The following is a 13,979-nucleotide window of genomic DNA, read 5'->3' on the forward strand; positions in this document are numbered from 1 at the left end:
TTCACTCCTCTGCCTATAATCTATTTAAGTGCTTCCGCTCCACCTACTATTTCTGAGATTTCTTGAGTAATAGAAGCTTGACGAGCTCTATTGTATGTTAGTTCTAGTCCTTCTATAATTTCTTCAGCATTATCTGTAGCTGATTCCATAGCAGTCATTCTAGCTCCTTGTTGACTGGCTGAAGCTTCTACTAGTCCTCCATATATTGCACTTTGTATATATTTTGGTATTAAATATTCTAAAACCTCTTCTGGTGATGGTTCATATTCTGTTAGTGTTTTAGCACTATTATCATCATTTTTACTATCTTCTATTTCAGCTGGAAGAAGCTTTATAGCTGTAGGCTCTTGAGATATTGCACTTTTAAACTTAGTATAAAGAAGTATTACTTCATCTACTTCTCCCTTCTCATATAAGTTTAGTGCTATGTTTCCTGCATTTCTTGCATGAGAAAATTCAGGTTTTTCTGTCATACCTACAAATTCTCCAGCTATTTCGTATCCTCTTTTTTTGAAATACTCTCTACCTTTTAAGCCTATAGCTATTATAGAAGATGAGCTTTTATCTTTCATCTGGGACTCTGCAAGTTTTATAATATTTCCGTTATATCCTGCTGCAAGTCCTCTATCAGCAGTTATAACTATATATGCAGTCTTCTTAACTTCACGTTTTTCTAAAAAAGGATGTCTTACTCCCTTAGCATTTGCTAATACTCTTTGAACACTTGATATTACAGTTTCATAGTATGGTCTTGTTGTTTCAGCTTTCTCTCTAGCTTTTCTAAGTTTTGCTGAGGAAACAAGATGCATAGCTTTGGTTATTTGCTTAGTATTATTTATACTTCGCATCCTTCTTTTAATATCTCCCATTGCTTGAGCCATAATTTCACCCCCTGTACTGCATTTGTGTTTTAAATACTAATATTTAAGCAAAGCTTTTCTTAAATTCTTCTATACCTTTCTTAAGCTCACTTTCAGTTTCTTTTGAAAGATCACCGGTCTCTAATATAGCCTTGCCCACTTGTGGGTAATTAGTTTCCATAAAGTTTAAGAACTCAGACTCAAATTGAGATATTCTTTCAATAGATATATCTGATAAATATTTATTAGTAACAGCATATATTATCATAACTTGTTTTTCTACAGACATTGGGCTGTACTGTGGTTGCTTAAGGATTTCCATCATTCTTTCTCCTTGAGAAAGTCTTTCTTGTGTTTCTGGGTCAAGTTCTGATCCAAATTGAGCAAATGCAGCTAATTCTGTATATTGAGCTAATTCAAGCTTCAAACCACCAGAAACTTTCTTCATAGCTTTAATTTGGGCAGCACCACCAACACGAGATACTGAAAGTCCAGTATTAACAGCAGGTCTTTGTCCAGCAGCGAATAGTTCTGATTCTAAGAATATTTGTCCATCCGTAATAGATATAACGTTTGTTGGTATATATGCTGAAATATCTCCAGCTAGAGTCTCTATAATTGGAAGTGCAGTTATAGATCCTCCACCATAATCTTCGTTTACTCTAGCTGATCTCTCTAATAGTCTTGAGTGTAAATAGAATACATCCCCAGGATAAGCCTCACGTCCTGGTGGACGACGAAGTAATAATGACATTGCACGATAAGCAACGGCATGTTTTGATAAATCATCATATATTATAAGTACATCTTTTCCGTTATACATGAATTCTTCACCAATAGCTACCCCTGCATATGGTGCTATATATTGTAATGGAGCAAGCTCACTAGCTGTAGCTGACACAACTATACTATAGTCCATAGCTCCTTTTTCTTCTAGAGTATTAACTATTTGAGCTACCGTAGATCTTTTTTGTCCTATAGCAACATAAATACATATAATGTCTTGACCTTTTTGATTTATGATAGTATCTACAGCCAAAGCTGTTTTACCAGTTTGTCTATCACCTATTATAAGCTCCCTTTGTCCTCTTCCTATTGGGAACATAGAGTCTATAGATTTCATACCTGTTTGTAAAGGCTCTGATACCGATTTTCTTGCTATAACCCCAGAAGCAGTTGCTTCTATTGGTCTATATTTTTCACTAGAGATAGGTCCTTTACCATCTATAGGTTGACCTAGAGAGTTTACAACTCTACCTATAAGGCTTTCTCCTACAGGTACTTCAACTATTCTACCAGTTCTTTTTACTGTATCCCCTTCTTTGATGTTATCATCTGAACCTAAAAGAACACAACCTACATTGTCTTCTTCGAGGTTAAGGGCCATACCATATACTTCACCAGGGAACTCTAAAAGCTCACCTGCCATACAATTTTCTAAGCCATGAATTCTCGCTATACCGTCACCAACTTGGATAACAGATCCTACATCAACAACATCTAGCTTTTTATCATATTTTTTAATCTGTTCTTTTATAATTGAACTTATTTCTTCAGGTCTTAGATTCATTATCCTCTCACCTCTATTCTTGAGTTACTCTTATATTGTTAAGGTCTCTTTGGATTTGTTCTAATCTACCTTTGATACTTCCATCAATAACCTTATTTCCTAATTTGACAAGTACTCCACCTACTATGCTTTTATCAACAATATTTGAAAGAATAACTTTCTTACCTAGTTGACTAGATAGTTTGTTCTGTAGAGTAATAACTTCTTTATCATCCATAGGTATAGCCGTGATAGCCTTTGCTTCAACTATACCTTGTGCTATATTGGAAATTTTTTTGTACTCTTCACTTATATCCTTAAGATATCGTTCTCTTCCTTTATCTACTGTTATATAGCAAAGATTTAAAACCTCATTAGAAACTTTACCTTGGAATAAAGAACTTAATATATCCTTCTTTTCACTTTTTGAAAGTCTAGGATGAGTAAAAATATTATTCAATTTAGGTTCACTTTCAAAAACACTTGATATCGACTTTATTTCATCTTTAAATTGTTCTAATTTATCTAACTCAAACCCAACTTCAAAGAGTGCTTCGGCATATCTCTTAGCTATTAATTTTGCCATTTTACTTCCCCTACCTCATCGATAAACTTATTTATCATGTCTTTGTGGGCATTATTATCTAAATTCTTTTCTACTACTTTTGAAGCTGCTAACATAGCTATAGTGGCTACCTCTGATTTTAAATCATCAAGAGCTTTTTCTTTTTCTCTTTGAATATCATTTTTAGCCTTAGCCGCCATATTTTCAGCTTCTTTTCTAGCTTCTAGAATTATTTCATCTCTTAGCTGATCTCCTCTTTTCTTAGCTGCCTCTACTATATCTCTTCCTTCGCTTTTAGCATTCTCTATATTAAGTTCATATTCTTTTTTAAGACTAATAGCTTGTTCTCTTTCAGCCTTAGCCTCGTCTAAATCTTTTTGAATATTTTCTCCTCTAGCCTCTAAATGTTTTTTTACAGGATCAAACAGAAAATGTCTTAAAACTAAAAACAAAACTAGTGTAGCAGCAAGTTGCAAACCAAAGTTCAGCATATCAGGTAATATATTTACTTGAATATCCACTATTATTATCCTCCTTCCCTATATATACATTATGGAGATAAAGTCCTTTATACAAATAAGAGATGGGTAGGATTCACCCACCCCCCTATATATTTAAATTCTATAAAGCTCCTAATAGTGGTCTTACGAATAATAATATGATACCTACAACTAGTCCATATATACCTGTTGACTCTGCAACTGCTTGACCAAGGATCATTGTTTTGATAATATCCCCTTGAGCTTCTGGTTGTCTACCAACAGCTTCTGCAGCTTTACCAGCAGCATATCCCTGTCCTATTCCAGGTCCTATACCTGCCATTAGTGCTAAACCTGCACCTATTGCAGAACATCCTAATATGAAAGCTTCGTTTGAAATTCCTTGAATCATTATTATTTCCTCCCTCAAAAATTAAAATTTTAATTTATTAGAACTATATAGTTCTTTTCTTAACTAAGTTTAATAAAAATTATGATTTTTAAATGCCTTCTTCATCTGGTAAGTTGCCTCCAACAAATACCATAGTTAACATTGCAAATATAAATGTTTGTACAAGTCCTGAGAAAATATCGAAGTAAGCATGGAGTGCTGGTGTAATAAGAGGTGATATATATCTTAGAGCTTCATATACTAAGCTCATTATGATACCCCCACTTAAAATATTTCCAAATAAACGGAATGATAGAGAAATAGGATTTGATAACTCACCTACTATATTAAGTGGTAACATCACTGGATTTGGATCAAAATACCCTTTTATATATCCTCCTATACCATTAGTCTTAATTCCATAGTATTGAGTAAGAGTAAATGTAATTATAGCTAATGCTAAAGTTACATTGTAGTCTGACGTAGGTGGTGATACTCCTAGTAGGCCTGATAAGTTAGCACATGCAATATATAGTAGTAAAGTACCTATATAAGGCATAAGTCTATCTCTAGTTGGACCTGTTCCCATAGTACTCTTAACTAAAGACTGAACTAATCCGACAAATATTTCAACTACATTCAACAAACCTTTTGGTTTTTCATCAACTTTAGCTTTTTTGACTTTACTATTCACAACTAATGCGAATATTGAAAGAGCTATTACTATGATCCAAGAATTTATTACTGTGTCATGAATAAATAATTCTCTTCCAAAAGCCATGAATTTAATACCCATGCTTCAACCTCCTTTCCTAATTATTAAATATTACTTCAACTTTTAGAAAATTTATAAATCATTACCAATAACTAGAAGCTATTAGTAATTACTTACTACAAAAAAATATAAAAGTATGTCCATAATAAATCATTATTTAATTTGTGTCAATTGACAACGTTTTCTCTTTTTTTCATCAACGTCATACTTATATAACATTAAATATCATTATTCTCCCTTTTTCTAATTTTTCCTGCTAAAATGTCATAAAAAGAATCTGAAATGATGACTATTTTTACAATGAACATTGACATGATCGTTGTATATAAATTAATATAATCTGCTAAAGCAGCTATTGTGAGTACTAATCCATATATTAGATATCTAATCATGTAATTATTAATGGTATGCCTTTTAGCTGAATTCTGTGACATATTGACTGATTTTCTTACACTTATTGACATTAATCTAAAGTTTAAAATATTTATACTACCACCAAATATTAGGCCATATATATAAGACTTTGGATCTTTAAATAATAAAAGTATAAGACCTGTACCTATAAGCATAACTATAACACTTCTTTTAGTTATAGTTTCACAGTAATTTTTTCCTAAGCCCAATATATCACTTCCTTTTCTTTCTTATATCTTTGCCAGCTAACTTGAATAAGGTATGAAAAGATGTCGCTATACCAAAAACAGTAAATATAGTCAAAAATACTAGATTTATTCCTAGTTTATCATCTATAAACTTTCCTAGTAGTACTCCTCCTAATATGGGAACAATCATGGATATACCTATTTGAGAAATAAGAGCTACATTTTCGAGTATCTTCGACTTGTTATTTATTTTCAATTTTATCACTCCTATTTTTTTTTGCAAGACTATATTTGTTATAGATTTGACTGTTAGAATTAATTAAAATTTATTATATTGGATTATATTGAAAAACTTCATGTTTTTATTTAATATATTATACTAAAATTATAGATGTTTTTCATATCTTTGTACATTTAATTTGTAATCTTTTTATAAAAAAAGTAGATAAGATTTAATCTATCTACTTTTTTAAATATTTTATTATTATTGTATTAATCCTTCATGAGTATTGTATCACTAAAAGTATAATTTTATTATGTTTAATTATAGTCTATGTCAGTAAAATTTAATTATTTTGAGCTTTCAACAATAATATTCACTATCTTTTGGGCGGCTGTACCATCTCCATAAGGATTTACCGCATTTGCCATTTTGTTGTATTCATCCTTATCATTTATAAGTAGGTCTATTTCCTTAAATATATTTTCTTTTTCTAGACCTAAAAGCTTAGCTGTTCCTGCCTCTATACCTTCTGGTCTTTCCGTTTCTTTTCTTACAACTAAAACAGGCTTTCCAAGCGTAGGTGCTTCTTCTTGTATACCTCCAGAATCAGTAACTATAAAATAACATCTTTTTTGCAGATTAGCAAAAGGAAGATAATCAAGTGGGTCTATTAAATGTATTCTGTCATTTCCTTTTAATATATTATTAGCTATTTCTCTAACCTTAGGATTGAGATGAATAGGAAATACAACTTCAACATCACTATTTTTTTCAACTATTTCCTTTATTGCACTAAATATATTTTCCATAGGTTTTCCTATATTTTCTCTTCTATGAGAAGTTACTAATATAATTTTCTTACCATCATAATCAAGATTATTTAAAAGTTCATTTTCAAACTTATAATCATCTGTCACAACTTCTAAAAGAGCATCTATAGCAGTGTTTCCCGTAATATATATTTTTCTATCATCATATCCTTCTTTTATTAAGTTCTCCCTACTTTGTTCTGTAGGTGCAAAATGAAAACTAGTTAATATTCCTGTAAGTTTTCTATTTGCTTCTTCAGGATAAGGAGAATATAGATCTCCACTTCTTAGTCCCGCTTCTATATGTCCGATCTTTACACCATTATAGAAACCAGCTAATGCTCCTGCAAATACTGTAGTTGTATCACCTTGAACTAATAGGATATCTGGTTTAAAATCCTTTATTACATTTTCGAGCCCTTGAAGTGATTTTGTAGTGATATCTGATAATGTTTGTCCTGATTTAAATATATTAAGATCATAGTCTGGCGATATTTTAAATACATCTAGTACTTGGTCTAACATTTCCCTATGTTGAGCAGTAACACATAACTTATGTTCTATATTTTCATTTTCATTAAGCCTTTTTACAACAGGTGCCATTTTTATAGCTTCGGGCCTAGTCCCAAATACTGTTAACACTTTTATCTTTCTCATTGATTACTCCCCTTTATCTTATTTACTTCTATGATTCTTCCTACTATTCACTATTCCAAATCTAGTCATAGAAATAATTGCTAATACAGCTAAGAATGATATTATTAATATACCACTTCCTGGATTAACTTTAGCTATAACTATAGCTGATGCTCCAAGTATAACACTTATAATATATAATACCAGTACAGTTTGTCTTTGACTTAATCCTTTATCTAATAATCTATGATGTAAATGTCCTCTATCTGCTTCCATAATAGGTTTTTTATCTATAAGTCTTCTTAATATTGCGAATGTAGTATCAAATATAGGTAGTCCCAATGCAAGTATAGGAGTTACTATAGCTATAGTAGCAACACTCTTCATAGCTCCTTCAATAGCTATAACAGAAAGCATATACCCTAAAAATAGCGCTCCTGTATCACCCATAAATATTTTGGCAGGATTAAAATTAAAAGGTAAAAATCCAAATGCAGCTCCTGCTATTATTGCTGACATTATAATAATACTAGCTTCTCCAGTTACACTTCCATAAGTTATAAATAAAAAAGATAATGCTGCAATAGCACTAACTCCTGCTGAGAGTCCATCTAGTCCATCTATTAAATTTAATGTATTAGTTATACCTACAACCCAAAATATAGTTATAGGAATAGCAAATGATCCTAAATGTAAAAGACCATGCTGTTTGTCGAAAGGATTTGTAATCGCTTCTATTTTTACATCTCCCAGTATAAGTACAGCTGCTGCTACCACTTGTAAAACAAGCTTTAGCTTTGCAGACATAGGCTTTATATCATCTACAATACCAGTAATTGCTATTATACTTCCTCCGATAAGTATAGAAATAACCGATCTATCAAGATTTAGTAGAGCTATCATTGAAATGATAGTAGCCAGATATATGGCTATTCCACCAAGTCTTGGAATAGGAACCTTATGAACCCTTCTTTCATCTTTGGGAACATCTATCGCTCCTACTTTATAAGCAATTTTCTTAGCTAATGGAGTAAATGAAAAAGATAGAATAAGTGGTAAGAAAAAAGCTATATAGTATTTTGACATATTAACACTCCCTCTTTGTTAGTTTGGGCAAACAAACTATATCATAAGTTTTTCACACGTTTTCTGTTACAATTTCTCTCCAAAAGATTTTACTTCATATACTAGTTTTAGTCAATTAGTGTAAATTTATTAACTTCTTTTACATTTGTCTTTTTTACTGTCGTTTCAACCTTTAGTTAAAACTTTATGACAAATTATATAAGTTTATTTTTTCCAGTTAAATTTCACCAATTGTATTCCAGCTTCTTCTAAAAATTCTTTTGCCATTTCATCTGGATAGTCTTCTTCATATATTACTTTAGTAATTCCAGCATTTATTATCATCTTTGTACAAACTATACATGGTTGAGTAGTAACATATATAGTTGATCCATCTATATTTACACCACACTTTGCTGCATGAACTATTGCATTTTGCTCTGCATGAAGTCCTCTACATAATTCATGCCTCTGACCTGAAGGAACTTTTAGCTTGTCCCTTAAACATCCAGTCTCTGAACTATGTCTTATTCCTGTAGGAGCTCCATTATATCCTGTAGAAAGTATTCTATTTTCTTTTACAATGACAGCTCCTACCTGTCTTCTTAAACAGGTTGATCTTTTTTTTACAACATGAACTATTTCCATAAAGTATTCATCCCAAGTTGGTCTCATATTTTCCTCCCAGTAAAAAATATATAAATGTTAAAAAACTTTCCATTTATCTAATTTTATCTTAATTTAGCATCTTTTTAAATATTTTTTGTAAAGATGTTAACAAAAAGTAGATAGTAAAGTTAAAACCTTTTATTATTAAATCTTATCATAAATATAGTGTCTTACTATTTATAAATTAACTATTTTATTAACATCTTTTTAATAATTAGTATTTATATCGGGATATTAGCTAATATAAATATACTACTAGTCCTAAGACTAAAGACTTCTCATTGTAAAAAATTTCATAGTCCAATATACTTATTTTTTGATAATTTATTGTTCTATAAAGTTACATTTAAAAATTAGCCTTCTATATCTCCATTACAATATTTCACATTTTTACTTAGTATATTTTTTCTATTAATTTAATTTTTGTCCATGTTTATCTATATAATAAAATAACACAAAAAGATTAATAAGAATATTACATCAATGTGTAATATTCTTATTAATCTTTTTCATGCTAACCTTTTATACTTTAACAGTATTTAATTTACTAAATAATATGAGTTATTTATTTTGTTCCAAATAATCTATCCCCTGCATCTCCTAGTCCAGGAAGTATATATCCGTGATCATTAAGTTTTTCATCAAGTCCTCCTAGATATATGTCTACATCTGGATGTTCATCATGAACTACCTTTACTCCTTCTGGTGCAGCTATTAAGCACATTAGCTTTATATTAGTAGCTCCTCTTTCCTTTAGGAATGTTATTGCTGCTTTGGCTGAACCACCTGTAGCTAACATTGGGTCAAGAACTATAAGATCTCTTTCTTGTAAGTCTGTTGGAAGTTTACAATAGTATTCCACAGGTTGTAATGTTTCAGGGTCTCTATAAAGTCCTATATGTCCTACTTTAACAGTTGGAAGGAGGTTTAGCATACCTTCTACCATTCCTAATCCGGCTCTTAGTATAGGTACTATTCCTAGCTTTTTACCTGATATAACTTCAGATTTTGCTCTCGTAAGTGGAGTCTCTATTTCAATTTCTTCAAGTGGTAACTCTCTTGTTACTTCATAAGCCATAAGCATAGCCACTTCTTTTACAAGCTCTCTAAACTCTTTCGCTCCTGTGTTTATATCTCTAACGTAAGTTAACTTATGTTTTATTAGGGGATGATCCATAACTATAACTTTTCCCATACTTTTTAATCTCCTCTCATATTATCTTCTTTAGTCTATCTCAATTTTTTATTATAACATATATGTTTTTTCTATGTCTCCAATTTTATTTACTCTTCTTTCATGTCTTTCACCTTGAAATTCTGCATTAATCCAAGCATTTACTATTTCTAGTGCCAAATCTATACCTACAACCCTTGCACCTAATGATAACATATTAGCATTATTGTGTTCTCTTGACATCTTTGCTGAATAAGTGTCTCCACATAATGCACATCTTATTCCTCTAACTTTATTTGCAGCTATAGAAATACCTATTCCTGTTCCGCAACATACTATACCTCTATCACAATCTCCTTTTACAACTGCTTCCGCTACCTTTTTCCCAAAATCAGGATAATCAACTGATTCAGTAGAATTCGTTCCAAAATCTACATATTCTATTCCTTTTTCTTCTAAGAAACTTTTAATTTTTTCTTTTAGATCATATCCTCCATGATCACTACCTAGACCTATTTTCATAGTTAAACCTCCATTTATATATCCAGTTTTTCTAGCACTTTTTGAAGTGCATTTTTTATTTCATTTAAGCTTTCTTTATATACATTAACAGATTGTCCATAAGGATCAGCTATATCTCCACTCTCTCCAATATATTCCTTAAGTGTAAATATTTTTTTATCTGAGCTAGGATCAACCTGTAATATAGCTTGTTTATGACCTCTTGTCATTGCAAATATATAATCTACATCATTTATCATTTCACTAGTAAGTTGCTTTGATCTATGTTTAGATATATCTATATTTTCATCTCTCATAACTATTATGGCTTGTTCTGATGCTGGCTGATTTGGAAGTGCAAAAATTCCAGCTGATAAAACTTCTATATTATTTTCTTTTTTAGCTTTTTTCAACATATCTTTAAAAAGTCCTTCAGCCATACTACTACGGCAGGTATTTCCTGTACATACAAAAAGTATTTTTTTCAATTGTACACCTCCTAGTCTAAGTAAATTATATCTCCTCCAGCTGCCTTTTTCATTCTATTCATTATAGCTTTTCCTATGCCTTTTTCCTCAAAACCTTCTGAAAGTATTATATCTACTTCTAGCTTGTCAAATTTTCTTAGCATATCAAATAAATTTGAAGCTATAGATTCTAGATTTTCTCTATCTCCTAATACTAACGTATTATCTAGATCATATTTTTCTTTGGTCTGAGATGTTGCAAGTATTCCAACCTTCATGCCTTCTAATGTGTAATAATCTTTTAGCTCATTTATTTTTTTTGACATATCTTCAATTGTTCCATAAACTATTTTCATATTTGCTTTTGGAGAATAGTGTTTATATTTTTGTCCTGGAGACTTTGGTACTAGGTCTTTATCCTTACTTTCTAAGGCAGGATCATATTCTACTTTTGGGAAAACAGTAAGCAAATTTTCAAGCGTTACTCCACCAGGTCTTAATATAGTAGGAATATCCGTTGATATATCAAGTACAGTAGACTCTACACCAACTCCTGTAGTTCCTCCATCTATAATTATATCAATTTTCCCTAATAAATCTTCTATAACATGAGATGCATTTGTAGGACTTGGTTTTCCTGAGAGATTAGCACTAGGTGCAGCTATAGGAACTTTTGATTCATTTATAAGCTTTATAGCTATTTCATTTTTGGGCATTCTTATAGCTACTGACTGTAATCCTCCTGTAGTTTTAAGAGGTACTTTTTCATTTTTGTTGAATAAAAGGGTCAATGGGCCGGGCCAAAATTTTTCCATTAACATTAATGCTTTTTCTGGTACTTCTTCTACTAGTTCATATATTTGACTTATATCTCCTATATGAACTATTAAAGGATTATCTTGAGGTCTTCCTTTAGCTTCAAATATTTTACCTACAGCATCTTCATCTAATGCATTAGCTCCTAATCCATATACTGTTTCTGTAGGGAAGGCTACTAATCCTCCATTTTTTATAACCTCTCCAGCTTCCTTTATCGCCTTTTCTTCAATATGTCCATTATTTAATTCTATTATCTTTGTAACTTTGTTATTCATCATAGTCCCTTCTTTACCATAAAGTTATATATGTATTTTGCTATATATCTCATGAGTTTAAACTAATTAGGTTCAAAATATATAAAATATTCATAAAAATATATTCTTAGACTATAGTCAATAGTCTAGATATATATTATATTAATATATTTTCTCGGTCAAGGATTGGATTATAATGAATTTTTCAATACATTTTAGAATATCTATGTTATAGGACGAAATGACTAAAAAGAGGTGTTTATATGGAAAGTATTATTTTTACTACCGTAATAGGTTCTCTAGTTGGAATTGTAGGAACGGGTTTAGGTGGATATTTGGCTATAAAGCTTGTTAGACCAAACAATAGATTTTTAGGAATGCTATTAGGAATGACTAGCGGGTTAATGTTAGCAGTAGTTGCTTTTGATCTGTTGCCTGAGGCTCTAAGCATAGGAGGACTATGGATTGAAATATTAGGTGTATTATTAGGTGTTGCAATGATGTTTATAGTAGAAAGTAAAGTATTATCTTGTAATGCTAATAGTTTTAAAAGTACTAATAAAGGAAATTTTCTTAAGACTGGTGCTCTTATAGGGGTAGGAATAGCTTTACATAACTTTCCTGAAGGATTGGCTATTGGTTCTGGATTTATGCTAACTCCTCAACTTGGAATGACAATGGCTCTTATAATTGCATTGCATGACCTGCCTGAAGGTATTGCTATGGCACTTCCATTAAAAATGAGCGGTATGTCAAATTTCAAAATATTCTTTTTGACACTACTTACTGGTATACCCACAGGATTTGGGGCTATGATAGGTGGTCTTTTAGGAAGCATATCTGACGTATTTATAGCACTCTGTCTTGCTATTGCAGGTGGAGCTATGCTTTATATTACATGTGGTGAGCTTATACCTAATGCTAAAGCTCTTCACAAAGGAAGAGCTTCTACTATAGGTATCGGTATAGGTTTTGCTTTAGGCATATTTATCAGTAATTCAATCTAAATGATTTTTAATTTTGTTAATTTTATTCTTCAACTTGTTTCAGTTTTTCTGCTTGATCAGTAGTTATAAGTGCATCAAGCATTTCATTTATATCTCCGTCTAAGAAAGCTTCTAATTTATAAACTGTCATATTTATTCTATGATCTGTTATTCTTCCTTGTGGGAAGTTATATGTTCTTATTTTAGCACTTCTATCTCCTGTTCCTACTTGACTCTTTCTCGCCTCAGCTATTTCTGCATTTTGAGCTTCTATCATTTGGTCATAGATTCTAGCTTTAAGAATTTTAAATGCTTTTTCTTTGTTTTTTAACTGAGACTTTTCATCTTGACAAGCTACAACTATTCCTGTAGGAATATGTGTTAGTCTAACTGCCGAGTCAGTTGTATTAACACTTTGCCCACCATTACCTGATGAACGATATACGTCAACTCTCACTTCATTTGGCTTGATATCAATATCTATATCATCTACTTCTGGAAGAACTGCTACTGTAGCTGTAGATGTATGAATTCTACCACTTGATTCTGTAGCTGGAACTCTTTGAACTCTATGAACTCCACTTTCATATTTAAGTCTACTATATGCGCCTTTACCTTTTATTAAAAATACAACCTCTTTAACTCCACCAACACCTTGATCACTAGAACTCATAAGTTCAACTTTCCATCTTTGTCTCTCTGCATATCTTGTATACATTCTAAATAAGTCCCCTGCAAATATACCAGCTTCATCTCCACCGGCACCTGCACGTATTTCTACTATAACGTTTCTCTCATCATTAGGATCTTTAGGTATTAAAAGTATTTTTAGTTCTTCTATTAATTTTTCACATTTCTCTGTTGTCTCATCAATCTCAAGTTTTACCATACTTTTAAATTCTTCATCTAACTTTTCTTTCAACATTTCTTTAGCTTCTTCTAATTGTTCGTTAGTCTTCTTGTACTCTCTATATTTCATAACTACAGGTTCTAAATCCGAATGTTCTTTAACATATTTTTGCCATTCTGTTATATTTCCAATAACATCTGGGTCACTTATTTTTTCACTTAATTCTACGTATCTTTTATCTATAAATTCTAATTTATCTAACATACAATCACCTCGCATATACCATAATACAAATTTATATTATA

The 13,979-nt window shown here is 31.2% G+C and carries 17 protein-coding genes; 1 reads left to right on the top strand and 16 read right to left on the bottom strand.

The window, feature by feature from the left end; all coding sequences use genetic code 11:
* Window positions 1–20: 20 nt before the first annotated feature.
* The 15 genes from atpG to CLPU_RS02755 all read right to left on the bottom strand — a co-directional run bounded on the left by atpG (window position 21) and on the right by CLPU_RS02755 (window position 11,859).
* Window positions 21–881 (bottom strand): ATP synthase F1 subunit gamma, encoded by an 861-nt coding sequence (atpG, locus tag CLPU_RS02685; RefSeq protein ID WP_050354101.1) that lies wholly within the window; start codon window positions 879–881, stop codon window positions 21–23.
* Between the two features lie 43 nt (window positions 882–924).
* Window positions 925–2,430: a F0F1 ATP synthase subunit alpha gene (atpA, locus tag CLPU_RS02690; RefSeq protein ID WP_050354102.1), complete on the bottom strand. Its 1,506-nt coding sequence runs from the start codon at window positions 2,428–2,430 to the stop codon at window positions 925–927.
* 13 nt (window positions 2,431–2,443) lie between these two features.
* Complete coding sequence (locus CLPU_RS02695) at window positions 2,444–2,995, bottom strand: F0F1 ATP synthase subunit delta (RefSeq protein WP_050354103.1); 552 nt, start codon at window positions 2,993–2,995, stop codon at window positions 2,444–2,446.
* Window positions 2,983–3,495, bottom strand: a complete 513-nt coding sequence (locus tag CLPU_RS02700; RefSeq protein ID WP_050354104.1) for a F0F1 ATP synthase subunit B — start codon at window positions 3,493–3,495, stop codon at window positions 2,983–2,985. Before CLPU_RS02700 ends, CLPU_RS02695 begins: the two co-directional genes overlap by 13 nt.
* Window positions 3,496–3,595: 100 nt before the next feature.
* Window positions 3,596–3,865: an ATP synthase F0 subunit C gene (gene atpE / locus CLPU_RS02705; protein ID WP_050354105.1), complete on the bottom strand. Its 270-nt coding sequence runs from the start codon at window positions 3,863–3,865 to the stop codon at window positions 3,596–3,598.
* 88 nt (window positions 3,866–3,953) lie between these two features.
* Window positions 3,954–4,640 carry a F0F1 ATP synthase subunit A gene (gene atpB, locus CLPU_RS02710; protein ID WP_050354106.1) on the bottom strand — a complete coding sequence of 229 codons (687 nt, stop codon included), beginning with the start codon at window positions 4,638–4,640 and terminating at the stop codon, window positions 3,954–3,956.
* Between the two features lie 197 nt (window positions 4,641–4,837).
* Window positions 4,838–5,242, bottom strand: a complete 405-nt coding sequence (locus CLPU_RS02715) for an ATP synthase subunit I (protein WP_050354107.1) — start codon at window positions 5,240–5,242, stop codon at window positions 4,838–4,840.
* Between the two features lie 4 nt (window positions 5,243–5,246).
* On the bottom strand, window positions 5,247–5,486 hold the full coding sequence (locus CLPU_RS02720) for an AtpZ/AtpI family protein (RefSeq protein ID WP_050354224.1): 240 nt from the start codon (window positions 5,484–5,486) through the stop codon (window positions 5,247–5,249).
* Window positions 5,487–5,791: 305 nt separating this feature from the next.
* Window positions 5,792–6,901 carry a non-hydrolyzing UDP-N-acetylglucosamine 2-epimerase gene (gene wecB, locus CLPU_RS02725; RefSeq protein ID WP_050354225.1) on the bottom strand — a complete coding sequence of 370 codons (1,110 nt, stop codon included), beginning with the start codon at window positions 6,899–6,901 and terminating at the stop codon, window positions 5,792–5,794.
* Between the two features lie 27 nt (window positions 6,902–6,928).
* Complete coding sequence (locus CLPU_RS02730) at window positions 6,929–7,975, bottom strand: glycosyltransferase family 4 protein (RefSeq protein ID WP_050354108.1); 1,047 nt, start codon at window positions 7,973–7,975, stop codon at window positions 6,929–6,931.
* Window positions 7,976–8,179: 204 nt separating this feature from the next.
* On the bottom strand, window positions 8,180–8,629 hold the full coding sequence (locus CLPU_RS02735) for a deoxycytidylate deaminase (protein WP_050354109.1): 450 nt from the start codon (window positions 8,627–8,629) through the stop codon (window positions 8,180–8,182).
* Between the two features lie 559 nt (window positions 8,630–9,188).
* A complete protein-coding gene (upp, locus tag CLPU_RS02740) occupies window positions 9,189–9,818 on the bottom strand; it encodes a uracil phosphoribosyltransferase (RefSeq protein ID WP_050354110.1) in 630 nt (209 codons plus the stop codon).
* 51 nt (window positions 9,819–9,869) lie between these two features.
* Entirely contained in the window at window positions 9,870–10,319 is a 450-nt protein-coding gene (rpiB, locus tag CLPU_RS02745; RefSeq protein WP_050354111.1) for a ribose 5-phosphate isomerase B, read from the bottom strand.
* A gap of 14 nt (window positions 10,320–10,333) precedes the next feature.
* Window positions 10,334–10,786 (bottom strand): low molecular weight protein arginine phosphatase, encoded by a 453-nt coding sequence (locus tag CLPU_RS02750; protein ID WP_082154037.1) that lies wholly within the window; start codon window positions 10,784–10,786, stop codon window positions 10,334–10,336.
* A gap of 11 nt (window positions 10,787–10,797) precedes the next feature.
* Window positions 10,798–11,859 (bottom strand): L-threonylcarbamoyladenylate synthase, encoded by a 1,062-nt coding sequence (locus CLPU_RS02755; RefSeq protein ID WP_200898463.1) that lies wholly within the window; start codon window positions 11,857–11,859, stop codon window positions 10,798–10,800.
* A 242-nt stretch (window positions 11,860–12,101) separates the two neighbouring features.
* Between CLPU_RS02755 and CLPU_RS02760 the strand changes: the two genes are divergently transcribed.
* On the top strand, window positions 12,102–12,845 hold the full coding sequence (locus CLPU_RS02760) for a ZIP family metal transporter (RefSeq protein ID WP_050354113.1): 744 nt from the start codon (window positions 12,102–12,104) through the stop codon (window positions 12,843–12,845).
* Window positions 12,846–12,867: 22 nt separating this feature from the next.
* Here CLPU_RS02760 and prfA read toward each other — a convergent pair whose 3' ends face one another.
* Entirely contained in the window at window positions 12,868–13,938 is a 1,071-nt protein-coding gene (gene prfA, locus CLPU_RS02765; RefSeq protein WP_050354114.1) for a peptide chain release factor 1, read from the bottom strand.
* Between the last annotated feature and the right edge of the window lie 41 nt (window positions 13,939–13,979).

This window comes from Gottschalkia purinilytica (assembly GCF_001190785.1).
GTDB classification, from domain to species: domain Bacteria; phylum Bacillota; class Clostridia; order Tissierellales; family Gottschalkiaceae; genus Gottschalkia_A; species Gottschalkia_A purinilytica.

Coding starts and splice junctions, on each gene's coding strand:
- atpA (WP_050354102.1), bottom strand. CDS start 2,430: ATGAATCTAAGACCTGAAGAAATAAGTTCAATTATAAAAGAACAGATT.
- atpG (WP_050354101.1), bottom strand. CDS start 881: ATGGCTCAAGCAATGGGAGATATTAAAAGAAGGATGCGAAGTATAAAT.
- CLPU_RS02735 (WP_050354109.1), bottom strand. CDS start 8,629: ATGAGACCAACTTGGGATGAATACTTTATGGAAATAGTTCATGTTGTA.
- CLPU_RS02760 (WP_050354113.1), top strand. CDS start 12,102: ATGGAAAGTATTATTTTTACTACCGTAATAGGTTCTCTAGTTGGAATT.
- CLPU_RS02695 (WP_050354103.1), bottom strand. CDS start 2,995: ATGGCAAAATTAATAGCTAAGAGATATGCCGAAGCACTCTTTGAAGTT.
- CLPU_RS02755 (WP_200898463.1), bottom strand. CDS start 11,859: ATGAATAACAAAGTTACAAAGATAATAGAATTAAATAATGGACATATT.
- atpE (WP_050354105.1), bottom strand. CDS start 3,865: ATGATTCAAGGAATTTCAAACGAAGCTTTCATATTAGGATGTTCTGCA.
- upp (WP_050354110.1), bottom strand. CDS start 9,818: ATGGGAAAAGTTATAGTTATGGATCATCCCCTAATAAAACATAAGTTA.
- prfA (WP_050354114.1), bottom strand. CDS start 13,938: ATGTTAGATAAATTAGAATTTATAGATAAAAGATACGTAGAATTAAGT.
- atpB (WP_050354106.1), bottom strand. CDS start 4,640: ATGGGTATTAAATTCATGGCTTTTGGAAGAGAATTATTTATTCATGAC.
- rpiB (WP_050354111.1), bottom strand. CDS start 10,319: ATGAAAATAGGTCTAGGTAGTGATCATGGAGGATATGATCTAAAAGAA.
- CLPU_RS02730 (WP_050354108.1), bottom strand. CDS start 7,975: ATGTCAAAATACTATATAGCTTTTTTCTTACCACTTATTCTATCTTTT.